Source organism: Kocuria tytonis (assembly GCF_003226895.2).
In the GTDB taxonomy this organism is placed as follows: domain Bacteria; phylum Actinomycetota; class Actinomycetes; order Actinomycetales; family Micrococcaceae; genus Kocuria; species Kocuria tytonis.
Genome location: NZ_PNJG02000001.1, coordinates 121,204 through 145,948 on the forward strand (window position 1 = coordinate 121,204; position 24,745 = coordinate 145,948).

General features: G+C 69.8%; 49 protein-coding genes. 11 read left to right on the top strand and 38 right to left on the bottom strand.

Annotated elements, in window-relative coordinates; all coding sequences use genetic code 11:
• Window positions 1-103: 103 nt before the first annotated feature.
• The 37 genes from C1C97_RS00565 to C1C97_RS00710 form a co-directional block, all read right to left on the bottom strand.
• Window positions 104-550, bottom strand: coding sequence for a hypothetical protein (locus C1C97_RS00565; RefSeq protein ID WP_121029576.1), 447 nt, complete (start codon window positions 548-550; stop codon window positions 104-106).
• 27 nt (window positions 551-577) lie between these two features.
• A complete protein-coding gene (locus C1C97_RS00570) occupies window positions 578-907 on the bottom strand; it encodes an HNH endonuclease (RefSeq protein ID WP_121029578.1) in 330 nt (109 codons plus the stop codon).
• Between the two features lie 418 nt (window positions 908-1,325).
• On the bottom strand, window positions 1,326-1,937 hold the full coding sequence (locus C1C97_RS00575; protein WP_121029580.1) for a DUF7341 domain-containing protein: 612 nt from the start codon (window positions 1,935-1,937) through the stop codon (window positions 1,326-1,328).
• Window positions 1,934-2,134: a hypothetical protein gene (locus C1C97_RS00580; RefSeq protein ID WP_121029582.1), complete on the bottom strand. Its 201-nt coding sequence runs from the start codon at window positions 2,132-2,134 to the stop codon at window positions 1,934-1,936. The genes C1C97_RS00575 and C1C97_RS00580 overlap by 4 nt, the downstream gene beginning before the upstream one ends.
• Window positions 2,131-2,565: a hypothetical protein gene (locus C1C97_RS00585; protein ID WP_121029584.1), complete on the bottom strand. Its 435-nt coding sequence runs from the start codon at window positions 2,563-2,565 to the stop codon at window positions 2,131-2,133. The genes C1C97_RS00580 and C1C97_RS00585 overlap by 4 nt, the downstream gene beginning before the upstream one ends.
• Entirely contained in the window at window positions 2,562-2,858 is a 297-nt protein-coding gene (locus tag C1C97_RS00590; RefSeq protein WP_121029586.1) for a hypothetical protein, read from the bottom strand. Before C1C97_RS00590 ends, C1C97_RS00585 begins: the two co-directional genes overlap by 4 nt.
• Window positions 2,855-3,025 carry a hypothetical protein gene (locus C1C97_RS12270; protein WP_158591112.1) on the bottom strand — a complete coding sequence of 57 codons (171 nt, stop codon included), beginning with the start codon at window positions 3,023-3,025 and terminating at the stop codon, window positions 2,855-2,857. The genes C1C97_RS00590 and C1C97_RS12270 overlap by 4 nt, the downstream gene beginning before the upstream one ends.
• On the bottom strand, window positions 3,022-3,246 hold the full coding sequence (locus tag C1C97_RS00595) for a hypothetical protein (protein ID WP_121029588.1): 225 nt from the start codon (window positions 3,244-3,246) through the stop codon (window positions 3,022-3,024). The genes C1C97_RS12270 and C1C97_RS00595 overlap by 4 nt, the downstream gene beginning before the upstream one ends.
• A 181-nt stretch (window positions 3,247-3,427) precedes the next feature.
• The gene (locus C1C97_RS12275) at window positions 3,428-3,577 is read right to left on the bottom strand and encodes a hypothetical protein (protein WP_158591113.1); all 150 of its coding nucleotides are present in this window, start codon (window positions 3,575-3,577) and stop codon (window positions 3,428-3,430) included.
• Entirely contained in the window at window positions 3,574-3,750 is a 177-nt protein-coding gene (locus tag C1C97_RS12280) for a hypothetical protein (protein WP_158591114.1), read from the bottom strand. Before C1C97_RS12280 ends, C1C97_RS12275 begins: the two co-directional genes overlap by 4 nt.
• Window positions 3,747-3,953, bottom strand: coding sequence for a hypothetical protein (locus C1C97_RS00600; protein WP_121029590.1), 207 nt, complete (start codon window positions 3,951-3,953; stop codon window positions 3,747-3,749). Before C1C97_RS00600 ends, C1C97_RS12280 begins: the two co-directional genes overlap by 4 nt.
• Window positions 3,950-4,462 carry an endonuclease VII domain-containing protein gene (locus C1C97_RS12740; protein WP_121029592.1) on the bottom strand — a complete coding sequence of 171 codons (513 nt, stop codon included), beginning with the start codon at window positions 4,460-4,462 and terminating at the stop codon, window positions 3,950-3,952. The genes C1C97_RS00600 and C1C97_RS12740 overlap by 4 nt, the downstream gene beginning before the upstream one ends.
• A complete protein-coding gene (locus C1C97_RS00610) occupies window positions 4,459-4,836 on the bottom strand; it encodes a hypothetical protein (protein ID WP_121029594.1) in 378 nt (125 codons plus the stop codon). The genes C1C97_RS12740 and C1C97_RS00610 overlap by 4 nt, the downstream gene beginning before the upstream one ends.
• A 94-nt stretch (window positions 4,837-4,930) precedes the next feature.
• Complete coding sequence (locus C1C97_RS00615; RefSeq protein ID WP_121029596.1) at window positions 4,931-5,158, bottom strand: hypothetical protein; 228 nt, start codon at window positions 5,156-5,158, stop codon at window positions 4,931-4,933.
• Entirely contained in the window at window positions 5,155-5,331 is a 177-nt protein-coding gene (locus C1C97_RS12285) for a hypothetical protein (RefSeq protein ID WP_158591115.1), read from the bottom strand. Before C1C97_RS12285 ends, C1C97_RS00615 begins: the two co-directional genes overlap by 4 nt.
• A 155-nt stretch (window positions 5,332-5,486) precedes the next feature.
• On the bottom strand, window positions 5,487-5,612 hold the full coding sequence (locus tag C1C97_RS12655; protein WP_267897575.1) for a hypothetical protein: 126 nt from the start codon (window positions 5,610-5,612) through the stop codon (window positions 5,487-5,489).
• The gene (locus C1C97_RS00620) at window positions 5,594-5,953 is read right to left on the bottom strand and encodes a hypothetical protein (RefSeq protein ID WP_121029597.1); all 360 of its coding nucleotides are present in this window, start codon (window positions 5,951-5,953) and stop codon (window positions 5,594-5,596) included. Before C1C97_RS00620 ends, C1C97_RS12655 begins: the two co-directional genes overlap by 19 nt.
• The gene (locus C1C97_RS00625; RefSeq protein WP_121029599.1) at window positions 5,950-6,327 is read right to left on the bottom strand and encodes a restriction endonuclease; all 378 of its coding nucleotides are present in this window, start codon (window positions 6,325-6,327) and stop codon (window positions 5,950-5,952) included. The genes C1C97_RS00620 and C1C97_RS00625 overlap by 4 nt, the downstream gene beginning before the upstream one ends.
• A 181-nt stretch (window positions 6,328-6,508) precedes the next feature.
• Entirely contained in the window at window positions 6,509-6,784 is a 276-nt protein-coding gene (locus C1C97_RS00630) for a hypothetical protein (protein WP_121029601.1), read from the bottom strand.
• A 60-nt stretch (window positions 6,785-6,844) separates the two neighbouring features.
• Entirely contained in the window at window positions 6,845-7,030 is a 186-nt protein-coding gene (locus C1C97_RS00635) for a hypothetical protein (RefSeq protein ID WP_121029603.1), read from the bottom strand.
• On the bottom strand, window positions 7,027-7,611 hold the full coding sequence (locus tag C1C97_RS00640; RefSeq protein ID WP_121029605.1) for a hypothetical protein: 585 nt from the start codon (window positions 7,609-7,611) through the stop codon (window positions 7,027-7,029). The genes C1C97_RS00635 and C1C97_RS00640 overlap by 4 nt, the downstream gene beginning before the upstream one ends.
• Window positions 7,608-8,090 carry a hypothetical protein gene (locus tag C1C97_RS00645; protein ID WP_121029608.1) on the bottom strand — a complete coding sequence of 161 codons (483 nt, stop codon included), beginning with the start codon at window positions 8,088-8,090 and terminating at the stop codon, window positions 7,608-7,610. The genes C1C97_RS00640 and C1C97_RS00645 overlap by 4 nt, the downstream gene beginning before the upstream one ends.
• Window positions 8,087-8,293, bottom strand: a complete 207-nt coding sequence (locus C1C97_RS00650; protein ID WP_121029610.1) for a helix-turn-helix transcriptional regulator — start codon at window positions 8,291-8,293, stop codon at window positions 8,087-8,089. The genes C1C97_RS00645 and C1C97_RS00650 overlap by 4 nt, the downstream gene beginning before the upstream one ends.
• Before the next feature lie 85 nt (window positions 8,294-8,378).
• Complete coding sequence (locus C1C97_RS00655) at window positions 8,379-8,924, bottom strand: hypothetical protein (protein WP_121029612.1); 546 nt, start codon at window positions 8,922-8,924, stop codon at window positions 8,379-8,381.
• Window positions 8,921-9,751, bottom strand: a complete 831-nt coding sequence (locus tag C1C97_RS00660; protein WP_121029614.1) for a helix-turn-helix domain-containing protein — start codon at window positions 9,749-9,751, stop codon at window positions 8,921-8,923. The genes C1C97_RS00655 and C1C97_RS00660 overlap by 4 nt, the downstream gene beginning before the upstream one ends.
• Window positions 9,748-9,882 (bottom strand): hypothetical protein, encoded by a 135-nt coding sequence (locus C1C97_RS12660; protein WP_267897576.1) that lies wholly within the window; start codon window positions 9,880-9,882, stop codon window positions 9,748-9,750. The genes C1C97_RS00660 and C1C97_RS12660 overlap by 4 nt, the downstream gene beginning before the upstream one ends.
• 74 nt (window positions 9,883-9,956) lie before the next feature.
• Window positions 9,957-10,436 carry a single-stranded DNA-binding protein gene (locus C1C97_RS00665; protein ID WP_121029616.1) on the bottom strand — a complete coding sequence of 160 codons (480 nt, stop codon included), beginning with the start codon at window positions 10,434-10,436 and terminating at the stop codon, window positions 9,957-9,959.
• A 10-nt stretch (window positions 10,437-10,446) separates the two neighbouring features.
• Window positions 10,447-10,701 carry a glutaredoxin family protein gene (locus C1C97_RS00670; protein ID WP_121029618.1) on the bottom strand — a complete coding sequence of 85 codons (255 nt, stop codon included), beginning with the start codon at window positions 10,699-10,701 and terminating at the stop codon, window positions 10,447-10,449.
• Window positions 10,698-10,949, bottom strand: coding sequence for a hypothetical protein (locus C1C97_RS00675; RefSeq protein WP_121029620.1), 252 nt, complete (start codon window positions 10,947-10,949; stop codon window positions 10,698-10,700). The genes C1C97_RS00670 and C1C97_RS00675 overlap by 4 nt, the downstream gene beginning before the upstream one ends.
• Window positions 10,946-11,317: an HNH endonuclease gene (locus tag C1C97_RS00680; protein WP_121029622.1), complete on the bottom strand. Its 372-nt coding sequence runs from the start codon at window positions 11,315-11,317 to the stop codon at window positions 10,946-10,948. Before C1C97_RS00680 ends, C1C97_RS00675 begins: the two co-directional genes overlap by 4 nt.
• Window positions 11,317-11,679, bottom strand: a complete 363-nt coding sequence (locus C1C97_RS00685; RefSeq protein ID WP_121029624.1) for a hypothetical protein — start codon at window positions 11,677-11,679, stop codon at window positions 11,317-11,319. The genes C1C97_RS00680 and C1C97_RS00685 overlap by 1 nt, the downstream gene beginning before the upstream one ends.
• Window positions 11,676-12,119, bottom strand: a complete 444-nt coding sequence (locus C1C97_RS00690; RefSeq protein WP_121029626.1) for a hypothetical protein — start codon at window positions 12,117-12,119, stop codon at window positions 11,676-11,678. Before C1C97_RS00690 ends, C1C97_RS00685 begins: the two co-directional genes overlap by 4 nt.
• Window positions 12,109-12,744 (bottom strand): ERF family protein, encoded by a 636-nt coding sequence (locus C1C97_RS00695; protein WP_121029628.1) that lies wholly within the window; start codon window positions 12,742-12,744, stop codon window positions 12,109-12,111. Before C1C97_RS00695 ends, C1C97_RS00690 begins: the two co-directional genes overlap by 11 nt.
• Window positions 12,741-12,914 carry a hypothetical protein gene (locus C1C97_RS12290; RefSeq protein ID WP_158591116.1) on the bottom strand — a complete coding sequence of 58 codons (174 nt, stop codon included), beginning with the start codon at window positions 12,912-12,914 and terminating at the stop codon, window positions 12,741-12,743. The genes C1C97_RS00695 and C1C97_RS12290 overlap by 4 nt, the downstream gene beginning before the upstream one ends.
• Complete coding sequence (locus C1C97_RS00700) at window positions 12,911-13,252, bottom strand: hypothetical protein (RefSeq protein WP_121029630.1); 342 nt, start codon at window positions 13,250-13,252, stop codon at window positions 12,911-12,913. The genes C1C97_RS12290 and C1C97_RS00700 overlap by 4 nt, the downstream gene beginning before the upstream one ends.
• Window positions 13,249-13,371, bottom strand: coding sequence for a hypothetical protein (locus C1C97_RS12665; RefSeq protein ID WP_267897577.1), 123 nt, complete (start codon window positions 13,369-13,371; stop codon window positions 13,249-13,251). The genes C1C97_RS00700 and C1C97_RS12665 overlap by 4 nt, the downstream gene beginning before the upstream one ends.
• Window positions 13,372-13,675: 304 nt before the next feature.
• The gene (locus tag C1C97_RS00710; RefSeq protein ID WP_121029634.1) at window positions 13,676-13,975 is read right to left on the bottom strand and encodes a MerR family transcriptional regulator; all 300 of its coding nucleotides are present in this window, start codon (window positions 13,973-13,975) and stop codon (window positions 13,676-13,678) included.
• A 131-nt stretch (window positions 13,976-14,106) separates the two neighbouring features.
• Here C1C97_RS00710 and C1C97_RS00715 point away from each other — a divergent pair, with 131 nt between their 5' ends.
• The 4 genes from C1C97_RS00715 to C1C97_RS00730 all read left to right on the top strand — a co-directional run bounded on the left by C1C97_RS00715 (window position 14,107) and on the right by C1C97_RS00730 (window position 16,855).
• The gene (locus tag C1C97_RS00715) at window positions 14,107-14,460 is read left to right on the top strand and encodes a helix-turn-helix domain-containing protein (protein ID WP_121029635.1); all 354 of its coding nucleotides are present in this window, start codon (window positions 14,107-14,109) and stop codon (window positions 14,458-14,460) included.
• A complete protein-coding gene (locus tag C1C97_RS00720) occupies window positions 14,460-14,837 on the top strand; it encodes an ImmA/IrrE family metallo-endopeptidase (RefSeq protein WP_121029637.1) in 378 nt (125 codons plus the stop codon). Before C1C97_RS00715 ends, C1C97_RS00720 begins: the two co-directional genes overlap by 1 nt.
• Window positions 14,837-15,985, top strand: a complete 1,149-nt coding sequence (locus tag C1C97_RS00725) for a tyrosine-type recombinase/integrase (protein ID WP_121029639.1) — start codon at window positions 14,837-14,839, stop codon at window positions 15,983-15,985. Before C1C97_RS00720 ends, C1C97_RS00725 begins: the two co-directional genes overlap by 1 nt.
• Before the next feature lie 96 nt (window positions 15,986-16,081).
• Window positions 16,082-16,855, top strand: a complete 774-nt coding sequence (locus C1C97_RS00730; protein WP_121029641.1) for a YaaA family protein — start codon at window positions 16,082-16,084, stop codon at window positions 16,853-16,855.
• 30 nt (window positions 16,856-16,885) lie between these two features.
• Here C1C97_RS00730 and def read toward each other — a convergent pair whose 3' ends face one another.
• Window positions 16,886-17,455, bottom strand: coding sequence for a peptide deformylase (def, locus tag C1C97_RS00735; RefSeq protein ID WP_110919147.1), 570 nt, complete (start codon window positions 17,453-17,455; stop codon window positions 16,886-16,888).
• A gap of 302 nt (window positions 17,456-17,757) precedes the next feature.
• On the opposite strand from def, the gene C1C97_RS00740 reads away from it, so the two are divergent.
• The 7 genes from C1C97_RS00740 to C1C97_RS00770 all read left to right on the top strand — a co-directional run bounded on the left by C1C97_RS00740 (window position 17,758) and on the right by C1C97_RS00770 (window position 24,744).
• A complete protein-coding gene (locus C1C97_RS00740; protein ID WP_233542637.1) occupies window positions 17,758-18,801 on the top strand; it encodes a glycosyltransferase family 4 protein in 1,044 nt (347 codons plus the stop codon).
• Complete coding sequence (locus C1C97_RS00745) at window positions 18,798-19,859, top strand: glycosyltransferase (RefSeq protein WP_110919148.1); 1,062 nt, start codon at window positions 18,798-18,800, stop codon at window positions 19,857-19,859. The genes C1C97_RS00740 and C1C97_RS00745 overlap by 4 nt, the downstream gene beginning before the upstream one ends.
• Window positions 19,856-20,896 carry a glycosyltransferase gene (locus C1C97_RS00750; protein WP_121029642.1) on the top strand — a complete coding sequence of 347 codons (1,041 nt, stop codon included), beginning with the start codon at window positions 19,856-19,858 and terminating at the stop codon, window positions 20,894-20,896. The genes C1C97_RS00745 and C1C97_RS00750 overlap by 4 nt, the downstream gene beginning before the upstream one ends.
• A complete protein-coding gene (locus C1C97_RS00755) occupies window positions 20,893-21,738 on the top strand; it encodes a glycosyltransferase family 2 protein (RefSeq protein WP_121029645.1) in 846 nt (281 codons plus the stop codon). The genes C1C97_RS00750 and C1C97_RS00755 overlap by 4 nt, the downstream gene beginning before the upstream one ends.
• Window positions 21,739-21,759: 21 nt before the next feature.
• Window positions 21,760-22,413, top strand: a complete 654-nt coding sequence (locus C1C97_RS00760; RefSeq protein WP_110919151.1) for a helix-turn-helix transcriptional regulator — start codon at window positions 21,760-21,762, stop codon at window positions 22,411-22,413.
• Window positions 22,414-22,493: 80 nt separating this feature from the next.
• Window positions 22,494-23,402: an SDR family oxidoreductase gene (locus C1C97_RS00765; protein ID WP_121029647.1), complete on the top strand. Its 909-nt coding sequence runs from the start codon at window positions 22,494-22,496 to the stop codon at window positions 23,400-23,402.
• Window positions 23,403-23,493: 91 nt separating this feature from the next.
• On the top strand, window positions 23,494-24,744 hold the full coding sequence (locus C1C97_RS00770) for an APC family permease (RefSeq protein WP_121029649.1): 1,251 nt from the start codon (window positions 23,494-23,496) through the stop codon (window positions 24,742-24,744).
• The last annotated feature ends 1 nt before the right edge of the window (window position 24,745 follow it).

The window sequence follows — 24,745 nt, forward strand, 5'->3', positions numbered from 1 at the left end:
GATGACTACCGGCGGCCACGCGAGGGCCCGTTCGGTGCTCAACATTTGTGCCACCCCCCGGTGGTACAAACGGTTTGTACCAGGGGTTGTGTTAGGGCTTGTGTCAGCCCCGGGGGTTGAGTCCGAGGTGCTCGGTGACGGCGCGGCGCACGTCGGCGTGCGTGGTCTCGGTCCCGAAGGGGATCGCCCCTACCGGTCGCGGGGTGTGGGTGCTGATGGGCACCTGGATCGTGCCGAGGTCCTCGTGGGTGTCGAAGGCTCGCATGGCGATGACCACGGGCAGGTGCCCGACGATGCCCGGTGTTCCCTCGGTCGTGTGCTTGGTCTTGTCCTCGTGTGCCTCGGCCTGTTCGGTGCGCTCGCGGTTCATGTCCGCGGCTGCTTGCCCGAGGGACGCGGCGAGGTTGGCGTTGGCCTGGTCGAGGGTGGCCTTGAGTTCGTCCTTGAACTTGGCCCAGTTGGTGGCGAGGTCCGCGCTCGGGTTGGAGTGCGCCTCGTCGTGGCCCTCGTCGTGGTGCAGCATGCCGTTGCCCTGGTGTCCTGTGGTCATGGTGTGCGCTCCTGATGTGGTGGTGGGTCAGGTGGTGGCCAGTGCCTCCCAGTCGCAGGACGTCGTGCCCAGCTCGGGGAGGGTCATGCTGTTCCCGCGGGAGAGGTTGCAGCCCGCGTGGGAGGGGCGCATGTTCTCCTGGTCGGCGGCGAAGTCCGGGTGCGTGGACACCGGGAACATGTGGTCGACCTGCAGGGAGTCGGGGGAGTACGGGTCCGTGGTCTCGTAGTCGATGGCCTGCCCGCACAGCCAGCACGGGGGCTGGTCCCGTTTGCACTTCTCCCGGTAGTCGTTGACGGCGTCGCGTACCGCCCGGGTCTTGCGGAGGGTGCTGGACCGTGAGCCTTGCGCCGGCATGTCGTCCCCCTCGTGGTGTGGCCCTCGCGCTGGGTGCCCCTCATCGGGTTTTGGTGTAGGAGTCCCGGTCGTGGGGGTCCATGGGTCCGGGTGCTGGATGGGCTGGCCCGGCGGCCTTGACGCGAGGGGTAGGTGGGTGGTGGTGCAGGTGCGCCTCGGCCACGTGGCGGGGCGTCGTGGGCGTCCTTGCCCCTGAGAGACACGGAGGGGTGAACACCACCAGTGCGGCAGCCAGGACTCGAACCTGGGGCGACACCTCAGGTGCCTGGGATCCAACTCCCTACCGCGGCCCCGGGGGGGCCATGCAGTGTGGGTGAGCGTCCCCCGCGCTCACCCACACCTCAGTCCAGGAGGACTGTTTTCGGGCGCGTTGTAGCGCCTTCGTGTCCCATCCTACCAGGATTGACCCCAGTTAGGGTCACTCGGCGCTGGCTGTTTCGGCGGGCCCGCGCACCAGTCCCCGCAGGTGGTGGATGGCCTGGCCCTCCCATGTGGTGCCGCACACCCCGCAGGCCACGTGCGCCGGTTCGGTGTACGCGGTCAGCGCGTGGTTGTACGTGTGCTCCCCGGTCTCGGGGTCGGTGTTCATCACGTGGGTGCACTGGCACGACGGGCAGGTGCCCATGATGTCGATGCGCTTCACGGGGTGGATGGCGCGGGTGATCTGCTCCGCCCACGCGAGGCACTGGTCCGTGAGGCGCACGTTCTCCGGGTCGTGCTCGGCCCAGGCGCGCAGCTTGAACCCGACGGGCACGGACTGGGTGACGGGGCGGCCGGCGCCCGGCCAACCTTGGTTCACGGTGGTGGTGATCTCGGTCCACAGGTCCAGGGCCCGGAGGTTGATCGGGGGCTTGGACCCGCCGCCGGCGCCGCCGATCTCCTGCCCGCCGTGCCCGGTGCCACGGATCAGCATGCGCAGCTGCTCGAGGAGGGGGAGGGCGTCCGCGTACTGCGCGGGGTGCTCGGTGCCGGGGATGCGGACCTTGTGGGTGCGGGTGAGCTGGTGGACGGTCTCGGCGAGGAGGGTCATGGGGTGGTCCCCCCGAGTCGGGTCTCGGCGTTCTTGGTCTGCTCCACCCGGCTGAGGTGGGTGCCCCACAGCCCGGCGGACACGATGAGCGCGAGCCCGGCGGTGATCGCCCACCTGATGTTGTGCTCGGCCGACCAGATCGCGAGGACGAGGCACGCGAGGGCCAGCAGGGCGAGGATGCTGCTGATGGTCTTCACGCGTCCTCCCCGATTCCGAGTGCGGCGTTCAGGGCGGCGCGGATCGCGTGCTGGTGTTGCAGCCCCACGCTGTCGATGAACATGGCCTCGCTCATGCCGAGGGGGATGGACGAGACCTGCGCGGTCGCGGCTCCGAACGCACGCTTGGCGCGCTCCACCATGTCGTCGTCCACGGTGAGCCGTGCCCCCCGCCGCTCCACCTCGGCGAGCAGCGCGGGCACGTCCTCGCGGGCGTGGGCGATGAACGCTGCGTCGTCCTTCTCAGGGATGACATCGGCTACGGTGGGGGCGTCCTCACGTCCGTCGCTTGCCACACTGTTGTCCCGGTCGTCCAGCCCGGCCCACCGCGTCCAGGGGCCCTCCGTGGTCGCGTCCACTCGCTCTCGGATCGCGTCGAACTGCTCGCGGGTCATGGGTTCGTTGGTGGTCATGCTTCCTCCTGCTCGTAGCGGGGCTTCGTTGGGATGGGGCGCGGGGGCGGCGTGTAGGTTACCGCGGACCAGAACAGCACCGGGCGGGGCTGCCTGTTGCCGTGTGGGCCCAAATCCCACACGCACACCCAGTTGCAGACCTGTGTGCCGTACACCTCATGCCAGATGACGTTCAGCACCTCCGTGTGGGTCAGGAGGGGGCCACACTGCCACCGCATTCCCCAGGTGTCCCCCTGGGCCATGTAGCGGGGCACATTGATCAGTGGTCGCCGGAGAGCAGTGGTGATGTTCACGATGCCCCCTCCTTCGTGTGGCGACCGATCGCGTAGATCACGGCGCCGCCGACAGCGGATGCGAGCCACGCGTAGTGCTTGTCGAGGTCGTGGCCCGGGTACAGCCACAGGGAGAGGATCGAGACGATGAACGTCGCCCCACCCGCGAGCTCCATGAACCTGCTCATGCGCCCTCCCTGGTTCGGTACGCGGTATGCGGCCGAGTCTTGGCGTTACCCCGGGCCGTCAGGATCACGCTCGGCTGGTCCGTCCGTTCCGATGACAGGCGGGCCTCTATGGTCACTCCGTCCATGGCCTTCTCTGCGGCGTCCAGGAACGTCCGTAGGTTCGAGGCGGGCATGGGTGCTGGCAGTTCAGCTTCGAGGGTGAAGGTGGGTTCGGTGCTCATGCTTCCTCCTGCTCGTAGTGAGCCCAGTGCTCCCGAGGGTTTGCCCTGGACCCTGCCTCAGAAATCCACGCGCTCCGCCCGAACTTGTGGGCTGCGTGTTCGGCTTCGCGGCTCAACCAGTCACAGGTTGCGCAGTGCTGGTGTGCGGTCTCGGTCATCTTGGTCTCGCTTTCGTTGGTGCTCATGATTCCCCCTGCTCGCGGTAGGGGTTGTCGATGCTGGGCACTTCACCGTCGAGCACGGCGTTGAGGCGTGCCCATGCTGCGCCGTCCTCGTGGCCCTCGTCCCAGGCGCGGGCCATGTCCTCACGGGTGTAGGTGCGCTCAGTCATGCCGTGGCCTCCCCGTGCTCGGGGCAGTCGGGGTTGTACTCGGTGCAGTCTCCGGGTTCGGGGATGCCGTAGTAGGTCCAGGGGTTCGGGTTCACCCAGCATTCGCAACCGTTGCCGACGGTGTCCCACTCGGGTGTCTCAGTCATCTCAGTCTCGCTTTCGTTGGTGCTCATGCTTCCTCCTGCTCTCGGGCGTTGAGCTCGTTCGCCCAGGCCAGGCCCGCGGCCAGGGCTTCGGCGTGCGTCGGGAAGCCTATGGGGGCGTTGGGGCGGAACACGACGGGCTCACCGTCTGCCCACACGCCCATGAGCCACTCCTGGTCCCCGAACTTCCATCGGTCCTTCCACACGTGGACTCGGTACTTCGGGCGGGTCATGCTTCCTCCTGCTCGTAGGGGTTCGGGGTGTCGCTGGGGCACCCCGTGATCTCCTCGCAGGTCTGGTGGAAGATGTCCGGCTTGGCGACACCGAATAAGTAATCCGATGCTCGCAGTAGCAAAGTAGGATCGTCACGGAAATGACCGAGACCCTTATTGCATGGGGCACAGAGCATTCCACGCACTCGCCCCGTGCGGTGAGAATGGTCAACGCACAGATTCTCTTGGCTGCCGCAAATCACGCAAACCTTCGGGAGTGCGTCGTATTCGTGGCCCTCGAGACCATAGGCTGCCTTGACCTTATGTTTGCGTATGCGGTCCCGATTGCTCTCAACCCACGCTCGGTGCGCGGCCTTCGCCTTGTCAGTGTTCGAGGCGTAGTATGCCTTGGACTTAGCCGCGGAACACGTCTTGCACCATGATGTTGGTTGCCCCGCACGACGCCCTGATTTCTGTATGTAGAACGCCGTAAGCGGTTTTTCTTCCTGGCATTTAGGGCAGGTTTTCACCTAGATACCTCCTCGTAAGACTCCGCAAAAACATGGGGCTTGCACGGGTAGAACTTGCCCGCGACGCCGCGGATCACGTAGTCCCCGGGATTCACCCAGTGGCCGCCTTCCAGGGTGGCGATCACCATGCGCCCGTCTCGCGGGTCGATGGTCACCCCGGATTCCGGCCACGGTTCCCGGCCCTCGATACGGGACAGGGGCTCGAAGCTCCCCGCCGTGTTGGACTCCACCCAGCTGTAGATGACATCGGCCTTTTCGGCTCGGGCGTAGCCGTCGCTGGAGGGGTCCACGCCCTCCGGGTACGGGAAGGGCATCCGCATGGCCTCCACCGCCACGGGCTTCTTGCGGTACGTCTTCGGCTCGTGCTTGCTCATTCTTCGGTCTCGCTTTCGTCTGGTACCCACCCGTGGGCGGGTGCTTGGGTGACAGCCCACCGGGCCGCCACATGGGCTAGGAGGGTGGCGAGGGTCATGGGGTGGTGTCCTTCCGGGTGCGGTGCCGGTAATGGCCGGAGGGGAGGTAACGCCAGCCCGTGCGGCGCTGGTGGACCTCCATGGCCTGGGATGCCGCGTGTAAAGCTGCGGGGTCGAGGCGCATGGCCAGCGTGGCCTTTGCCGCCAGCCGGTCAGCTTCTTTCGCTGCGGGCCGCTCGTTCTCGGGCACGTCGTGGATGGTGTCGTACAGGGTCTTGGTCATGGTTGTCCTCGTTTCGGGTTGGGGTGGCAGTCCCACCAGTGCAGGTCGCCCAAGATATTGGGGCAGCGGTAGTGCATCTTCTCGGTCTCGTGGGCGGCGATCCGACGGCGGGCCGGGATGTCGTACCAGCGCACCGGCCACCAGTCCCACTCAGGGCGAACGATGCTTGCCACGTGGCGAACCTTCCACCAGCGTCCGCAGGTGGGGCATTCCCATAGGGTGCTCTCTCCGTAGACCTCGGATAGCCGGGTGCCGCAGTCCGGGGCTTGGCATTCGTGTGGGCTGGGTCGCTCGGGCTTAGGCCGTGGCGGGGGCGGCGGGAGGATCGTCATGCCCTCACCCCGTCCCGCCAGTCCGTCCACAGGGACCAGCCCACCAGCAGGGCCACCATGCCTGACATGGTCAGGCACACGACGGCACCCGTGGCGGCGTAGATCAGAACAGCGGCGAGCATGACGCCTCCTCCTCGATGGGTTCCAGGTGCATCCCCGTGTTGCCCGTGTTCTTCACGAGCCGGTGGGTGGCGAGGGGCGCCAGGGGCTCCCCGGCCTCGTGGCGGCGCTTCGCCTCCATCAGCGTGTCCCACGACCACTCGCGGGTGTCCGCGTCGAGCGGGCGCACGTCCCCCTGCCCGTGTGCCAGCACCGGGTTCCACCCCAAGCCCAGCATCCTCGTGTTGAACCGGCCCACCGGGGCGAACTTGCACCGGTAGTCGGCCACGAGCACCTCGATGCTGTTCACGGCGGACCCGTAGAGCACGGCGCGCTCCCCGCGCTGAGGTTGGTAGTCGGTCATGATGTCTCCTTGGGGGTTGTGCCGCCGAGCAGCGTCACGAGGTCGTCAACGGTCATCAGCACGTACTGGGCACCCGGGGCGGTGGTGCCGCGGCGCTTCGCCACGACCACACCCACAGCGGCGCCGTCGTTGTCGCGTTCGGTGTGGGCTTCCCGGATCCACTGCGGGGGTTGCAGGCGCCCGCCGTAGTCCTTGCACTCCAGGACCACGCGGTTCCCGTCCCGGTCGCGGACACCGCCAATGTCGCCGCGATCTTTGGAACCTCCTAGCCTGCGACGCTCGATCCGGTCGTCCAGGGTGGCGGCCAGGTAGTCCGCCACCAGCCGTTCGAATGAGGCCCCGGCGGCCTTCGCGCTTGCCCTGCTGCGGGTCATGCTGTTCCCTCCCGGGTCTCTCCGTGCTCGGGGCAATCGGGGTTGTACTCGATGCAGTCTCCAGGTTCGGGGATCCCGTAGTAGGTCCAGGGGTTCGGGTTTACCCAACATTCGCAGCCACCGCCGGCGATCTCCCATTCGCAACTGTTCCCGGCGGCCTTCGCCGTGGCCCGGCTGCGGGTCACCGGGCGCCCCCGAACAGGTCCTCGACGTCGAGCAGCGCGGTCGCGCACCGCCCGTCGAGCAGGGTCGCCGCGGCGCGCAGCACCTCGGCGGTCAGCTCGCACCCGTGGTCCTGGAAGTGGATCAGGGTGGTGGCGCCGTCGTAGACGACGGTGCCGAGCACGTGGCCGCGGCCGTCCGGGCCGGTCATGAGGATCTTTGTGGCCTCGCCGTCCTCGATGGTCGTGAGCGCCGTGCCGGCGGGGGTGGTGGTGGATCGGATCTCGGTTCTCATGGGAACTCCTGGGGTGACTCTAACTGTGGTCAGAATGGCGTGAGGTTGCCCGCTCCGGGCCTAGCAGGGCGGTTCCGGGTGGTAGCGCCCCCGGTGGTTCCAGATCGCCCTGCGGGCCGTTTCCATGGCCCTGTGCCAGGACCAGTGCGCGGCGACGAGCTGCCAGCCGGTGCCCTGCTGGAACATGAACACATCCCAGGCGCACGTGGTCCGGGGGTTCTTGCGGATGCGGATCCAGGGGGTCACGGGACACGATCCCACGGGCCGTCGAACGGGTACCGGTTTCCCACCAGTCCCATCCATCCCATGGTGAAGGAGTGGTATCCCCATTGCCCGTCACGAGATGACCAGACGGCACCTTTGCGGTCCCGCCACCGTTGCTCGCGCAGGTGGGTGTCGTCCTCGGGCCATTCCTCGATTCGTTCCGGCACCACGGGGGTCTCGGTAACCTGCTCGGGGACCGTCCAGGACGGGGTTGCGTCGATCACAACCACCGAACCCATGTCACATAGATCGGTCCAGGCGTACCTTTTCCCATCAAGCCTGGCCTTCCAAGATCGTCGCCCCCCATGGCTGAGCAGAAACTCATGTCCGTCCGCCACGACCCGCGCCCCGAACGCGGTGGGTTCCTCCACCGGCGGCTCGGCCAGGACCGTGACCAGGGAGTCGCTGGGGATGTATCCATCCCCGCCCTCTGAGGAACGCAAGTACAGCGCATCCGTGGACAGGAAGGTTGTCTTGCTGACCGTGCACTCGTGCGTGAGGCCCTTGACTTCCCACCGGATTGTCATGCCGGGCTTGACCTCACTGGCCTTTATCTGCTTCATGATGCGTTCTCCTTCTCGCTGAGTCCGGTCAGGTGCCGGATGGTGGCCTGCGCGGCCTGGTAGGTGCGCCACCGGTCCAGGGCGGCATCAGTGAAGGCGGCCCCGGCGCGGCCGGGGATAGACAGCTCGCCGTGGTCGAGCGGCGGCTCCGGGGTCTCGAACTCGGGCGCGAGGCGGGTGACCGTGGCCCGTGCCCGTTCGAGGCGCCGGCGGCGGTTCCACTCACGGACCCGGGCGGCCGCCTCGGGATCCCGTCGCGGCCGGGGCGCGGGAGGCGGGGCCTGGTGGTCCTGCGGGTTCCGTGCGTGCTCCATGCGCAGCTCCATCTCCGTCACCCGCTGCTCGGCCAGGGCGATCACCCACGGCTGCACCGTGGTGCCACCGGGGCCGGCGAAGTCCGCCAGCTGCTCGTGGACCTCTCGCGCCTGGGCGAGCTCCGCTTCCAGCTGCTCCAACGCGGTGCTGGTGGCCGTGCTCATTCGTCCGCCCCTCCGGTGGCGGGCTCACGGTTCTCTCGCTCCCACGCGAGCACGCCCTCGAGGGGGAAGCGGATCTGCCGGCCAGCGCGGAACGACGGGGGAGCAGTGCCGCGCTTGCGCCAGTTATGCACGGTCGTCTCCGTCACGCGGTACCTCGCGGCGAGCTCCTCGACCGTGAGGAAGGTGGGGGTGGTGGGTTCCATGGGGTCTCCTTGTCGTGCTCGGGGCTTGCCGCCCCAGTGAGTCCAATATAGCACTAATGAATCTAACTATGGTCACATTGGGGGACTACTTCCCCAGGGCCCCGAACCCCGGGTCCTCCAACGCCTCCCGCACCCGAGCGAACCGCGGATCCATCTCAGGATCCTCATCCCACGGCTGCACCGCCCCGCCGGCCACCTTCCGGCCGTACTCCGCGACCCGCGACCGGTACGCCGTCACCGCCCGCGGCTGCGACTCGTACTCCGCCCGAGCATGCGGCGGCAACGACGCCAGCAGCTTCTCACGCTGCGCCCGCTTCCGGCCCAAGATCTCCTCCAGCTCCTGGCCCTCCATCGCCCGCAGGTACGAGTCCAGGGACAGCAGGGACCGGACCGTCTGCTCCCGCTCCGCCTTGAGCTCCTCCCACACCTTCGCCGCGTGCCCCGGCTGCAGCACCAGCATCTGCGGCTGCGCGTACAGGGCCTTCAAGATGTACCGGGCCTCCCGGAACGGCACGTCCTCGAGTACGGCCTGCCACGCCGAGGCCATCACCCCCTGGTCGTCCAGGGGCTTGATGCGCCCGTCGATGGCCATCGCCATGGCGTGGAACTGCGCGGTCTCCGTGACGTTCACTGCTCGTCCTCTCCGGCCCAGCCCTGCGCCGCGAGCGCGAGGTGCCGGTCCTGCTCGGTCTGTCGGGTGCCCTGCCGGTACGCGGCGGCCATCCGCTCGTTGTTGTCCATCTGCCAGGGCTGCTTGCGGTCCAACGCCCCGTCGAACCACTGGTCCAGCACAGCCCGGGTGACGGGCTTCCCGCGGTGATGGATCTCCGCGATGCCCTGCTCCACGCGGCCCGGGGTCTCGCCGCGCTTGTCGATCGCCCACTGCGCCACGGAGCGGACGGCCATGAACTTCAGCGCCCCGTGCGTGGCGTCGTAGGCCCGCTGCGCGATCAGGTGCGCCGGGTGCTGATCCTGGACCGGCTCAACCTCTTCCGCGGGCGCGGCGCCGACAGGCGCGCTCCCTGGGGTAGTACTGGGGTCACCATGGGGTATGGGGTTGGTGGACATAGCTGTGTCCGAACTGGCGACCCCAGATGTCCTATCGGCGTGCCCCAGATGTCCTATCGACTGACCACCGGTGTCACCCCTGACAGATTGTCCTAGGACATTGCTATGTCCTATCGGATGACCGCTCGGGACTCCCACGATCCGGTACGAGTTCGTGCCATGCGAACCGGCCCGACCCTCCACCTCGATCTCGCCCAAGTCCTGCAGGATCTTGATCTGCCGGCGCACCGTGCGCGAGGACATCTTGCACATGCTGGCCAGCGTCTCGGCTGACTGGAACGAGCGGGCGCCCTCACGGTTCGCGGCGTCGGCAATTGCCAGCAGCACGAGCCGTGTGGACCCCTCCGCCTGGGAGTGTTCCCACACCCACGTGGTTGCCTGAACGCTCATCGTGTCTCCTTGGGCTTCTCGTTGGGCTGGGGGAACGGCTTCGAGCCGCGGTACGTGTAGAACCCGCCGGACCGGGCGCCTTCACGCGGGGTGGACTTCGGGAGCGGGTGGCTGCTGATGTGCGGTTGCACGGGGTCCTCCTGGGGGACGGGGCCCGCGTGACCACAACTAGGGTCACACGGGCCGGGGGAGAGGCGGGTGTGGATCAGAACGGGGGCTCGTCGTCGCTCGGGACGCCCCAGTCGTAGGACTGCTGCTGGCCACCGGCGGGCTGCTGTCCCCACGGCTGCTGCTGACGCCCCTGGGGCGGGCGCTGCTGGTACTGCCCGGGCGCGCCCTGCTGCCCGTCCGGCTGGGCGCGGGGGATCAGCCCCACGAAGTCGGCGATGACGTCGAGTGACGTCCGGGTCTCGCCGTTGGTCTCGTACTCCCGCGTGGACTGCTTCCCGGCCACGGCCACGCGCTGCTTGGCGCCCTCGCGGATCACCTCCGCGAGCGCCTCCGCCTGACGGCCGAACACGGTCACCGCGTACCAGGTGGTGCCGGTGTCGACCCACTGCTGGGTCTGCTTGTCGAACTTCCCGTGCCCCTCTGCGACGGAGAACCCGAAGCGGGCCTGCCCATCCGAGTTGAACGCGATGTCCCGGACCTTGCCGATGTTGCCCTTGAAGCTGACGTGTGCCATGCGTGGCCTCCTACTTGCTGGTGATGTGGGTGGTGATCAGGTCGGGGCGGTACCCGGACCAGTGTTCGGCAGTGTCCCCGTCCGAGACGTAGACGACGGGGGCGGCCTGGTAGTGCAGCTCGCGGGTGATGAAGTCCAGGGCGGTGGGGTCCTCGGTGACGTCCACCTCCGTGAACTCGACGCCGTTCTTCCGCAGGCGGCGCTTCGTCATGTCACACGAGGGGCACGCCGGTTTCGTGTACACGGTCACTGCTCGGTTCGTCATTCGGTGGTTCCTTCCATCGCGTTCAGGTCGTGGCGGATGCCCGCGGCCAACGCCGACGCGGCCTCCGCGAGTTCATAGGCGGTGCGATCCAGGCGGGTGGCCGCTGTGCGGGCCTGTGCCCGGCTCGCGGGCGTGCCCATGGTCGTCCGACGTAGCGCGGCCGCCAGGACCGTCGTCTCGCCCTGCAGGGTCGCCTGCAGCTGCTTGAATGTTCTGGCGCGCTCCCAGGCTTCAAGGGGGCTGGTCATGATGCTTTCCTTTCCGTGGTCAGTCGGGACCCGTCGTCCGCGAGGTAGATCCAGGTGCGGCCGCCATCGAAGGACACGGGCACCTCGTCCGGGCGTTGCCGCCCGTGCCGGGACACGAGCAGCCCGAGCGCGAGCGCCTCTGCCCGGTGGGACTCCACCCAGCCGTGGTGGCCGGTGGTCCCGGAGCCGCACAGCACGATCCCGTTCGCGGCGCCGTTCGTGGCCGGGTCCTTGGACCCGCCCATCCCGCGGGCCTGCCGGTGGTGGATCGAGTCGAACGCTGGGCGGTAGGGCTTGCCGCACAGCACGCACGTCGCGCCGTCGCGTTCGAGGATCAGCCGGCGGGTGGCCATCGTGAACCCGGCCATCACGAACCTGCCGGGTGGTCGGCGTACAACCGGTTCGACTCGCGCTCATCCACCCGTTCCGTTCGCAGCGCGTCGGACTTCGCCCGCATCAGGTACAGGCGCTGCCGGGTGGACTCCGCCTTGGCCTCAGCGGCGAGCATCGCCAGGCGGGACGCGTACACGTCATCATCTGCGGCGGCCTCGGTCTCGGCCTGCGCCTGGGACATGCGGTCGTTGCCCGCCCGCGCCTTCACGATGAACCGCGCCCGGTCCCTCTCGTACTCGGCCTTCGCCCGGCCCGCTTCCTCGACCTCACGGCGGTACGTGCGGGTGGTGCCGTCCCACTCGAGCAGGACATCGTTCATCTTCTGCTGGGCGCTCATGCCTCCACCGCCAGGACGTCGGACCAGCTGATCGCGCCAGCGGCCACGGCGTCCTCGATCACCCGGGCCGCGTCCTTCTCCAGCCGCACCGATGCGAACGGCGAGCCAGTCACCAGGTCCATGCCCTCCGGTAGGTCCCCGGTGGTCTCGACCTCGCGGATCAGGCGCTTCACGTCGTCCTCGGCGACGTGCGGGTCGTACGACAGCAGGTCCGGGCGGTTCGCCTTCGCCCATTCGAGCAGTGCGGCCTTGTCGGTGACCTTGATCGTCTCCCGGCCAGCGGTGAGCCCCACGGTGCCGAGCACCCGGTCACCAATCATCCCCGTGTCCCGCTGCTTCGGGCGAGCATCCATCTCCCAGGCCGCCTTGGCGGTCTTGAGCTCCTCCGCGACCCGCTTGCTCAGCACGGTCAGCGCGGCGATCTTGTCCTCAGTTCGCATCGGTCAGTACCTCTCCTTCGACGGCCTGGCCGCCCTTGTGCTTCGCCAGCTGCTGTTCGCCGGCCTGGATCATCTCGGCGGGGCCGCCTTGCTTCTTCGCCCACTGCAGGAAGGCCGCGAAGTTCTCGGGGCCTTTGGCCAAGGCGGCCTGGTAATGCTCGGCCCAGTTCGGACCCTCCTGCCTCGGCTGGCTCTGTGCGGGCCGCTGCTCCTGGTAGGTATCGAGGTCGGGGTCCGGGTCGTCCGTGGGCAGGCACAGTGCCTGCAGCAGGAACGTCCGGTACGCCACCGACATGGCCTTCGCAGTGCCCTTGTCTCCCGCGTCGAAGGACTCCGCGGACACCTGACCGGTGAAGTGGTCACCCTCCGGGCCGAACACCGTGTAGTCCACGGTCACGGTCACGAAGTTCATGGGTGTGCCCTTGGCCGTGTTCTTCGACGCGATGTGGTGCTCGGTCTTCGTGGGGGCGATGACGACGCCGTGCTTGCGCAGCGCCGGACCGACCGCGTTCACGACGGCGTCGATGCCGCGGAAGTTGAAGCCCTGCTGCTTGTTGCGTTCGCCCTTGCGGACTTCACGCACCTCGGCCATGACGGCCGCGAGCGCCTGGTGAACGGTGGTCATCGGTTCTCCTTGATCGTGGTGAGTGCCTCGGCGGTCTCCTGGTGGGTGGCGCCGTCCCGGACGCGGCACAGCTCGACCATCCCGTCGTCATCGGTCACCGCGAGGACGCGGGCGAGCGCGGCCCGGAAGTCCTCCATCTGGGTGGCGGGCATGGGGCGCGGGGCGCTCACGAGACGCTCCGCAGACCGTTGCTGGCCGGGCGCCCGTCACGGGGTACACCCTTGGCGCGACGCCGTGCGACGTACGGGTCCACCTCGGCGGGATCCACTTCCGGCCACTGGGCGTACACGTCGTAGCCCTTGCCGTCGTCCCGGCGGACCGCGGTCGCATTGCATCCGCGTTGCCTCCATGAGGTGCCCGCACCGCTGTTCCTGCACTGCTCCTGGACCAACGCCCAGCGGCCGGGGCACTCCTTGAGCTGCGCGACGACAGCGTCGCGTTCACGGCTCGCAGCCCGGCCCTTGCCGGCCTTCGAAAGCGGGGGATCCTGCCATTTGAGGGTGGTCACTTTTTGGTCTCCTTCTCGTGGGTTTCGGACAGGTAGGTCACGGTCAGTGCTGTGGTGAGCACAGTTAGGGTCAGCAGGTGCCAGAAGATCGGGGCGTCGATGAACTGGACGAGGGTCATGGGGTGCTCCTGTTCGCGTACCAGACCATGACGGGCGCCCGACGGCGGCCGAAGGTCTGGGAGAGGACGTATGTATTCGATGGGCGAATGAGGCCGGCGTGCCTGGCCTGCCGGAACACACGGCCGGTGATGTACCGGTCCGGCGGGTCTCCGACGGCCTCGCGGACCTCGTCTGCGGTGAATGCCCCCCGCGTCTGCGTGAGGTGCTTGATCGCGTCCATGCACCGGTCTGCGTACTGCTCGCGCTTCGAGGACGGGGCCGGGGGGAGCCCGTCCAGCTGCGGCTGCGTGACCATAACTGGGGTCACTTCCCGCTGACCGAAAGACCGGTCTTGGCCTGCATGCGCTCCCGATAGGCCTGGACCGCGGAGTAGGGGATGACCCACTTGGCGTTGCCCTCACCCATGCCGGCCTTGTAGGCGCCGGGGAAGTATCCGGCGCGGACGAGTCGGCCGATCACGGCGGGGGACTGCGAGGTCATGTCCGCGACGATCTTGACGCTGAGGTCCTTGTCCATGGTGATGCGCTCCTTGAGTGCTGTGGCGGCTGTCGTCCCGGCGGTCTGCGCCTGGGTGTACAACTCGCTCATGGTGATGGTGTCCATTCGAGGGCTCCTTCCGATGTCCCCCATTATGACCATAGTTAGACTCAACATGCAACATCAGAATACGAATAAGTCCGCACGGAGTAGTTCGGAGCGTGACAGAACGGTCTGACCATAGGTACGCTCAGGCCATGACAAAAGGAAGCAACTCCTCCGCGGCACCGCCCCCGAACACCTTCGCTCGCGCCGTGAACGCGGAGCTACGCGCCTACGCCGCCCGCCGGAAGTGGTCCCAACGTCGACTCGCCGAGGAGAGCGACATACCGCAGAGCTCGCTGAGCAAGATGGTCTGGCAAGAGTCCCGGCCCCTAACCGTCCACTACCTGAAGGTCATCTGCGAAGCGCTGCAGGTGGACCCGGTGTCCATCGTCTCAGCGGCCGAGCGCACCGTCCGATCCGCTGACCGGGCCACCACGCAGCAGGACTACCGGCTCGCCGCGAAAGAGCACGGACAGCCGGACGTCAGCGAGGAGGACTACCTCTGATGTATGACCCGTGGGAACACGCCGAACAGCTCGGGCTGAGCGTGCGGTACACCCCCTCCCTCGGGACCATGGGCCTCTACGAACACGGCACGATCTGGCTCCTGCCGGACATGGCGCAGCGGGTCGAGCGGTGCGTCCTCGCGCACGAGCTCTCTCACGCCGTCCACGGGGATGAACCCACCAATGACCGGGCCCTGTACGCCAGGCGTGAGCAACGCGCCGACCGGGAGGCGGCCCGCTGGCTCATCAGCGAGGGCGACCTCCGGCGGTGCGCGCAGATGACCGACGACATGGGCGCCTGGGCACTCGAGCTGGACGTGACCGGCTGGATCCTCACCGCCCGACTGCAGGACCTCGAGAAGGAGAACGCGGCGTAATGGCACACGTGATCGACCGCTGGCACGCGATCAACAGCGAGACCGGGCGGAAGAAACGCACCGACCGGTACGGCAAGGGGCTGCGCTGGCAGGTCGAGTACATCAACGGCGACGGCGCCAAGCGGCGACGGTCGTTCGCGTACCGGGAGCTCGCGGACGCGTTCTGCACCGAGGTGAAGGCCGAGCAACACCGCGGCGTGTACCGACGCGGCACCGGCCGGGAGACCTTCCAGGACGTCGCCGGCCAGTGGCTCGACGCGCAGATTCACCTGCGCGACTCGTCCCGCGACGCCGCCCGCATCCGGCTCGAGAAGACCGTCTACCCCTCGCTCGGAGCGCGGCCCGTCACTCTGATCTCCCACGCCGACGTCCAGGCGGCCGTCGCATCGTGGGCACTGGACTATGCCCCATCAACGGTGCGCCTGGCCTACGGGTACATGTCCAGCGTGTTCCACTACGCCGTGGCCCGCGAGCTGATCCCGCGCACCCCGTGCGTGAAGATCCGGCTCCCCCGCGAGTCCGCGGACAAAGTGGTGCCGCTGGCCGACGAGACGGTCGCGCAGATCGCCGCCGCCGTGCCCGCCCACCTCGAAGCCATGGTGTGGCTGATCGCCGCGACCGGGCTGCGCGGGGGAGAGGCCCGCGCCCTCACCTGGGACCGGGTCCACGACACCCACCTGGTGGTGGACCGCCAGATCGTGGAGCTCGATGCCGGCCACCCCGTGTGGGGGCCCACCAAGACCGAGTCGTCCCGGCGAAAGGTCACGATCGGGCCGATGGTCCACGCCATGCTCGCCGAGCACCGCAAGATGTTCGGGGAGGGCCCGGACGGGGTGGTGTTCCGTTCGGCGACCGGGCAGCCGGTGATGCGCTCCACCATGTCCCGCGCCTGGCGGACTGCCCGGGCGAAGGCCCCGCTTGCGGGCGCGGGCTGGCACCAGCTGCGCCACTACCACGCCTCGAAGCTGATCGGCGCCGGGCTGTCCCCGGTGGCCGTCGCGCACCGTCTGGGCCACAAGGACGCCACCGAGACCCTGCAGACCTACGCGCATCTCTGGCCCTCGGAGGATGCGGTCATGGCCGCGCAGGGTGACGAGATCGTGGCGCCGGTGATGGGCGGCAACGTCCGGGCCCTCCGGAACGCCTGACCCCCCGTAGGCCCCCCGAGACAGTATCGCCGCAGGTCAGGGAGGTTTGAGCCAGTTCCCGGCTCACAGGCCCACCTGTCCACCTACACTCGTGGGGTGCTCATTCTGCTGCCGCCCTCCGAATCGAAGACCGCGCCCGCCTCGGGGGACCCCCTGGACCTGGCTGCGCTGGGCCTGCCCGCGCTGACAGCCTCGCGTGCGCAGCTCATGACGGAGCTGGCCGCCGTGAGCGCCCGCGACGACGCACTGCAGCTACTGGGCGTGGGGCCGTCCCTCGCGGCCGACGTCGCCCGCAACCGCGTCCTGCGCAGCGCACCAGCCGCCCCGGCACTGGAGGTCTACACCGGGGTGCTCTACGACGCGCTGGACGCGGGATCGCTGGCCGGTCCCGCGCGGACGGCGGCGGACGAATCGCTGCTCGTGGTCTCCGCGCTGTGGGGCGCGGTGCGTCCCACCGACCGGATTCCCGCCTACCGGCTGGCCATGGGAGCGGCACTGCCCGGGACGGGGCGGCTCAGCACGTGGTGGCGGCCGCGGCTCACACCCGTCCTGGACGAGCTGGCGGCGGAGCAGGTCGTGGTGGACTGCCGGTCCGCGGCCTACGCGGCCGCGTGGAAACCGCCCGCCGCGCGCACCGTGACGGTGCGCGTGGAGCAGCAGAAACCGGACGGCTCCCGCGCGGTGGTGTCCCACCACGCGAAGCACACCCGTGGCCTGGTGGCGCGGGCGCTGTGCGAGCACCGGGGCGGTGGGGGCGAGCTGCACACGGTGGAGCAGGTGCAGGATGCCCTGGCGGCGCACTGGACCGTGGAACTGCGGAACCCCACGAAGCGCGCGGCCGGTGTCCTGACGGTGCTCCTGCCGCGGTGAACACCGGCGTCACGGCCGCCGGGACGCGGGTCAGTGCCCGAACGGGTCCTCGTCCACGCCGGGCAGCCACGAGGAGTCCGTGCCCCAGTGCTCCCTGGTGATGGCCTTGCGGGCCTTCCTGGTCCACTTGGGGTTGAGCCGGTCCACGTAGAGCTTGCCGTCCAGGTGGTCGTACTCGTGCTGCATCACGCGGGCGAACCACCCGTTGGCCTCGAAGGCCACGGGATCGCCGTTCTCGTCCTGCCCGGCGATGCGCACCCAGTCCGCCCGTTTGAGCGGCCAGGCCTGGGCCGGCACCGAGAGGCAGCCCTCGGCCTCTTCGTCCGGGTCCGGTGCCACCTCGGAGATCTTCCCCGTGGTCAGCACCGGGTTCACGAGTGTTCCCCGCGGGGCCACACCGTCCTCGTTCTCGTAGTGGTACGTGAAGATCCGCAGACCCACCCCGACCTGCGGTGCCGCGAGGCCCACCCCGTGGGAGGCGTCCATGGTCTCGTGCATGTCCGCGACCAGCTCGCGCAGGGCGTCGTCGAACTCCGTGACCCGGGCGGCGGGGCGGTGCAGCACGGGATGACCGGTGATCACGATGGGACGGATGCTCATGCGGGGGTACCTCGGACGGTGGTGGTCGGACAGGATCGCGGCCGTGGTGCCGCGGCGAGGTGGCCGAGCACGGGGCCCGGCCGGCCGCACGACAATATATCGTGTCGGGGCCGTCAGTAAGATGTGTATCGTCGCCCGGGGGCCGCACGCGGTCCCGCACCTGACGCCGCCCGGGGCTCGGCGTCCCTCCGCGCGGTGAACCGGCGTCCGGCGTGGACATCCGCAGCACCCGCAGCATTTCCCATTACCGCAGGAGGTTCCACCGAGTGAGGGTTGCGTCCCTACCCCGAGGTCACGCGTACGTGGCACACCTCAGTGACCCCGACGGCCCGGAGACCGTGGAGCGGCTGCCGGACCCCGCCCCCGCACACGCGGTGCCCGGGGCCCCCTGGTGGCCGCTGGTGATGCTCGACGAGCGCTGGATCCGCGAGCACGCGGACTCGTTCGACCTCTACCACCTGCACTTCGGCTTCGACCAGACGCCCCCCGCCACCCTGCGGCGCATCGTGGACACCCTGCACGAGCTCGGCAAGCCCTTCGTCTACACCGTCCACGACCTGCGCAACCCGCACCAGGTGGACCCCGCCGCCCAGGACGCAGCGCTGGACGTGCTGATCCCCGCCGCGGACGAGCTGATCACCCTCACCCGGGGTGCGGCGCACGAGATCCGGCGCCGCTGGGGACGCACCCCCACGGTGATCCCGCACCCGCACGTGGTGCCCCTGGACCAGTGGGTCCCGCACGCCCCCGCGGGCGAGGTCCCCGTGGTGGGACTCAACTTCAAGAGCATGCGCGCCAACATGGATCCCCTGCCGGTGGCCCGCGTCCTGCTGGCCGCCGCCGCCCGCGGTGAGATCGAACTGGTGCTCGACGTCCACACGGACGTGCTCACCCCGGGCACCCGGCACCACGACGCCGGGGTGGCGGAGCTCATGCGCACGGCCCGCGAGACCGACCGCGTCCGGGTGAACGTCCACGAGATCTACACCGACCAGCAGCTGTGGGAGCAGCTGCGCGGACTGGACCTCTCGGTGCTCGCGTACCGCTCCGGAACCCACTCCGGGTGGCTGGAACTGTGCCACGACCTCGGCACGCGGGTGCTCGCGCCCTCGGTGGGCTTCTACCACGAGCAGCACCCCGGGGTGCTCCGCTTCGACTGGGACGCCTCCGGGCAGCCGTGCGCGGGCCAGGTCGAGGCCGCCCTCGCGGAGCTGCGCGGCCGGGAGCCGTGGCAGGCGAGCGCAGACGACCGGGCCGCCCAACGACGTCGCATCGCGGCCTCCCACGCCGAGGTCTACCGCCGCGCGCTCGCGGTCCGGGCGTCGCGGGAGGGGGATGCCGCGTGAAGGTGGCCCTGCTGGCGCACGACCGGTTCCCCATCATCCCCCCGTTCTCCGGCGGGCTGGAGTCGTTCACCTGGCACCTCGCCAGGGGACTCAAGCGCCGCGGCATGGACGTGGTGGTCTTCGCGGCGCCGGGGTCGGATCCGCAGCTGGGCATCGAGGAGCTGGACGTGGAACCGCTCGTGCTCAGCGACGAGGCCCGCAACGACGTCTCCATGCCCCCGGAGGCGCAGGTGCGCGAGACGTTCTCCTACATGCAGGTGATGCGGGCCTTCGCCGCGCGGCCCGACATCGACGTGGTGCACAACAACTCCCTGCACTTCCTGCCCATCGTGATGTCCCCGGCCATCCCGCAGCCCGTGGTCACCACCCTGCACACCCCGGCCACCCCCTGGCTGGAGCCGGCGCTGCGCCTGACGCCCACGGCGCACACCGTGGCGGTGAGCGACTCCGTGGCGCAGATGTGGAGCACGGTGACCCCCGCGCGGGTGATCCGCAACGGCGTGGACCCCCAGGAGTGGCGGCCCGGCCCGGGCGGGGACGCCCTGGTGTGGTCGGGGCGGATCGTCCCGGAGAAGGCACCCCACATCGCGGCCCTGATCGCGAGCAGGGCGGGGTGGAAGCTGCGGATCGCGGGTCCCATTTCCGACCGGCAGTACTTCGAGTCCGAGCTCAGGCCCCTGCTGGACGAGAACATCACCTACGTGGGCCATCTGGACACCCACCAGCTGCGCACCCTCGCGGGGTACAGTGCCGCGGCCCTGGTGACGCCCGCGTGGGAGGAGCCCTACGGCCTGGTGGCCGCGGAGGCCATGGCGTGCGGGACGCCCGTGCTGGCGGTGGCCCGCGGGGGTCTGAGCGAGGTCGTGCGCGCCCCAGGGGGCCTGACCTCCCAGCCGGGGGCCGACGAGGCACGGACGGTGGCGGCCGCGGCCGACATGCTCCCGCTCGTGGTGGGCATGGACCGCCGCCGGGTGCGGCGCTACGCCCTGGAGAACTGCTCCCTGGACGCCACCGTGGACGCCTACGCGGACTTCTACCGGGAGCTGGTGGGCGCGTGATCGGCTACTACGTCCACCACCACGGGCTGGGACACCGCAACCGGGCCACGCAGATCGCGCGGGAGCTCACCGTGGCCGTGACGGGTTTCAGCACGCTGGACCGTCCCGCGGACTGGCCCGGTGAGTGGGTCCAGCTGCCCCCCGACGTCACCGAGCATCCCTCGGACCCCACGGCGAGCGGGGTGCTCCACTGGGCTCCGCTGGGCCATCCCGGCCATCGCGAGCGGATGGGGATCATGGCCCAGTGGCTGTGTCACGACCTCGACCTCATGGTCACGGACACCTCCGCGGAGGTCACCCTCCTCGCCCGCCTCATGGGGGTGCCCACCGTGGTCATGGCCATGCGCGGGGACCGCACCGACCGCACGCACCGCGCCGCCTACGACGCCGCCACCGCCCTGATCGCGCCGTGGTCCCGTGAGACCGCGGAGACCTACTGGCCCGAGGACTGGAACCGCAAGACCACCTTCACCGGTGCGATCTCACGCTTCGACGTTCCCACGGCCGCCGCGCGGGGGACCGGGCCGGCGGGGGTCGGACCGGCCGTCACGTCGTCGGAGGGGGCCGGGAGCGCCGTCGAAGGGGAAAACACCGTGCTGGTGCTCTGGGGACGCGGGGGCACCGCGGTGGGCGAGGACGACCTCGCCGCCGCGCGGGCCGCCACCCCTGGCTGGACGTGGACCGTGCGCACCCCGGACAACCCCTCCCCGGACCTGTGGCGGGAACTGCACGAGGCCACCGTGGTGGTGTCCCACGGCGGCAACAACGCGGTCGCGGAACTCTCCGCGGCCCGTGCCCACGCCGTGGTCGTGGCGCAGCCGCGCCCGCACGACGAGCAGACCGCCACGGTCGCCGCACTGGACCGGGCGGGGATCTGCGTGGGGCTGCCCGAGTGGCCGGCGCCCGAGCGGTGGCCCGGACTGCTGGACCGGGCCCTGCTGCTGGGTGGGGACCGCTGGCGCACGTGGCGCCACGGCGACGGCGCCCACCGCGCGGCCCGGGCCATGGAGGCCGTGCTGCGGGGGGACGCGCCGTGAGAACCGCCCTGGTGACCATTGCGAGCGGGCGTCACGAGCACCTGCGCCGCCAGCGCGAGTGGGTGGCCGTGCAGAGCGAGGCCCCGCTCGTGCACGTGGTGGTGAGCATGGGGGACCCCGGGATCCGTCCGGTGGTGCGGCTGCACGGGGACGTGCCCTCCGACGTCGTGGAGCTGCCCGCCGCGGCCGAGCTGCCCCTTGCAACCGCCCGCAACACCGGCGTGCGCCGGGCCGCGGAACTGGGGGCGCGGGCCGTGGTGCTGCTGGACGTGGACTGTCTGCCCCACCGGGACCTCGTGCGCGACTACCGCGCGGCACTCGAACGGCTGAGCGGCGAGACCGCCGTGGTGAGCGGGCGCGTGCAGTACCTGCCGGACGGGATGGCCGAGGGGGACTACACCCCCGGGACCGTGGCGCGGCTGGGCCGCGACCACGCGGCCCGCGTCCTGCCGGCGCCCGGTGAGCTGATGCGCGCGGACCCGCGGCTGCTGTGGTCCCTGTCCATGGCGGTGAGCGTGCGTTCCTGGGACGCCGCGGGCGGTTTCGACGAGCGCTACGTGGGCTACGGCGGTGAGGACACCGACTTCGGGCAGCGCCTCGCGGCGGCCGGGGGAGCGCCGTGGTGGCTGGGCGGTGCCGCCGCGTACCACCAGTACCACCCCACGCAGTCGCCGCCGGTCCAGCACGCCGCCGCCATCGCGCGCAATGCCAACCTGTTCCGCCGTACCTGGGGTTTCGAACCCATGGAGGGGTGGCTGCGCGAACTCGAGGCGCTCGGGGTCCTCACCCGCAGGGGTGTGGACTGGGGCGTGGCAGAACGTCGTTCGCAGAGTGGTGCGTGAGCTTACTATTATGCTGGTGCAGTGAGCTTCGAACATCCCGACATCTCCTTGGCCCTCATCAACGACTACCCCGTGGTCATCGAGGGGGTCGCCCGCATGCTGCAGGACCATCCGCGGCTGCGGGTCGTCGAGCTCGACTCCGGGCACATGCCGCAGGAGGACGCGGACGTGGTGCTCTACGACGCCTTCGCCGCCAAGGAGCGCGGACGGCACGATGTCATGCGGTTGCTGGAGGATCCACGCTGCCTCAAGGTGGTCATGTACACGTGGCACGTGCGGGCGGACCAGGTGGCCGACGCCCTGGACCTGGGGGTGCACGGCTACCTCTCCAAGGAACTGAGCGCGGCGGAGCTCGCGGCCGCACTGGTGCGCGTGCACGAGGGCGAACGCGTGGTGTCACCCGAGCCGGTGCGCGAGGACGTCCAGCTGCCCGGGTGGCCGGGGCGCACCGAGGGGCTCTCCGCCCGGGAGGCGGAGGTGATCGCGCTGATCACCCAGGGCTTCACCAATGACGAGATCGCCCGCAACTGCTACCTCAGCATCAACTCGGTGAAGTCCTACATCCGTTCCGCGTACCGCAAGATGGGCGTGGAACGCCGCAGCCAGGCCGTCCTGTGGGGCGTGCAGCACGGGATGGACCCCTCGGGCCAGGAACGGCGCGTCGTCACGGTCTGAGCGCCGCCCCACACCCGCTCCGCGATTTCCACCCCGTCAGGTGGGCGACATGCAGGCACGTCGGAGGGCACAATGGAGTCATGACGGAAGACAAGTTCGCAGCAGACAAGAGGGCCCAGGAACTCGCCGGTGAAGAAGGCGGGTTCCCCGAGCAGGAGCAGACCCCTCCGGGCCTGTCCACCGACATGAAGCCCTTCCCGGACCACGGCGAGGAGAACTGGGTGGGCCGTGGCCGCCTGGAGGGCCTCAAGGCGCTGGTGACCGGCGGCGACTCCGGGATCGGACGCGCCGTGGCCATTGCGTTCGCGCGCGAGGGCGCGGACGTGGCGATCAACTACCTCCCCGAGGAGGAGTCGGACGCCCAGGACACCCGGCAGTGGATCGAGAAGGCCGGCCGCACGGCGGTGCTCCTGCCCGCGGACCTGCGGGAGGAGTCCCAGGCCCGCGGCATCGTGGACCAGGCCGCTGAGCAGCTCGGTGGGCTGGACGTCCTGGTCAACAACGCCGGGTTCCAGTGGGCACGCCGTGACGGCGGCCTGCAGGGGTTGAAGACCGATGAGATGGACCGGGTCTTCAAGACCAACCTCTACGCCCTGTTCTGGGTGTCCCAGCAGGCGCTGGCCCACCTGAAGGAGGGCTCCTCGATCATCAACGTGAGCTCCATCCAGGCCTACGACCCGTCCGAGAACCTGATCGACTACGCCTCCACCAAGGCCGCGATCAACAACTTCACGGTGAACCTGGCCAGCGAGCTGGGGGAGAAGGGGATCCGCGTGAACGCGGTGGCCCCGGGACCCATCTGGACCCCGTTGCAGCCCGCCACCAAGGCCGGGGAGGGCATGCCCCAGTTCGGCGGCGACACCCCGCTGGGCCGTGCGGGTCAGCCGTCCGAGCTGGCGGGGGCCTTCGTGTTCCTGGCCAGCCCCGCCGAGGCGTCCTACGTCTCCGGCACGGTCATCGGTGTGACCGGCGGCAAGCCGGTCTTCTGAGTCGGCACCCGAGTGCGCTGACGGGCGGAGCGGTCTGACCGCTCCGCCCGTCGTCGTGTCCACGGCCACACCTCACTTCCCGGGAGATCCTGTGACCACCACGTCCACCATGCACCGCAGGCTCGGTCTGCTCGAAGCCGTGGCCATCGGTCTGGGGTCCATGATCGGCGCGGGCGTCTTCGTGGTGTTCGCACCGGCCACCGCGACGGCCGGGACGTGGTTGCCCCTCGCGCTGCTCCTGGCCGCGGCCGTGGCGCTGTGCAATGCGCTGTCCTCCGCCCAGCTGGCGGCACAGTACCCCGTGGCGGGTGGCACGTACGTCTACGGCCGCGAACGGCTGGGCGAGTGGCCGGGATTCCTGGCCGGGTGGTGCTTCGTCACGGGCAAGACCGCCAGCTGCGCGGCCATGGCCATGACGTTCGCCGCGTACGCGGTGCCGGGGCCGTGGCAGCGTCCCGTCGCGGCTCTGGCGGTCATCGCCCTCGTGGCCGTCAACTGCTTCGGTGTCACGCGCACGGCCGCGGCCACCAAGGTGCTGGTGGGCGTGGTGCTCGCGGTACTGGCGGTGGTCGTCGTCGCCGGTCTGCTCTCCGGGGCCGGACCGGGCGGCCGGCTCTTCTCGTCCGCGCCCCCGGGCGGCCCGTACGGTGTGCTGCAGGCGGGCGGTCTGCTCTTCTTCGCGTTCGCCGGCTACGCGCGCATCGCCACGATGGGCGAGGAGGTCCGCGATCCCGCCCGGACCATCCCGCGGGCCATCATCATCGCGCTGTCCGGGACGCTGGTCCTCTACGGTGTGCTCGCCCTGCTGGCGCTCACCGTCCTCGGCCCCGATGAGCTGTCCCGCACCACGACGCCGCTCGCGGACCTTGCCGCGGCCGGTGGCCTCACCTGGACCGCCCCCGTGGTGCGCCTCGGGGCGGCGGCCGCCACCCTGGGTGCCCTGCTCGCCGGCATCGCCGGCATCGCCCGCACGTCCCTCGCCATGGCGCGCACGTCGGACCTGCCACCGGCCCTCGCCGTGCTGGACTCCCGGCACGGGGTGCCCCGCCGGGCGGAGATCACTCTGGCGGTCGTGGTCGTGGCGCTCGTGCTCACGCTGGACGTGCGCGGGGTGATCGGCTTCTCCTCCTTCGGTGTGCTGCTGTACTACCTCGTGGCGAATCTCAGCGCCGTCACCCAGACGGGGGAGCATCGGCGGTATCCGCGGGCCGTCTCCGTGACCGGTGCGGTGCTGTGCACGGTGCTCGTGGTGACCCTGCCGGCCACCTCGGTCGTCGCGGGAGTACTGGTGCTGGGTCTCGGAATCGGCTGCCGGGCACTGCGGCTGCGGGTGCGTCGCTAGG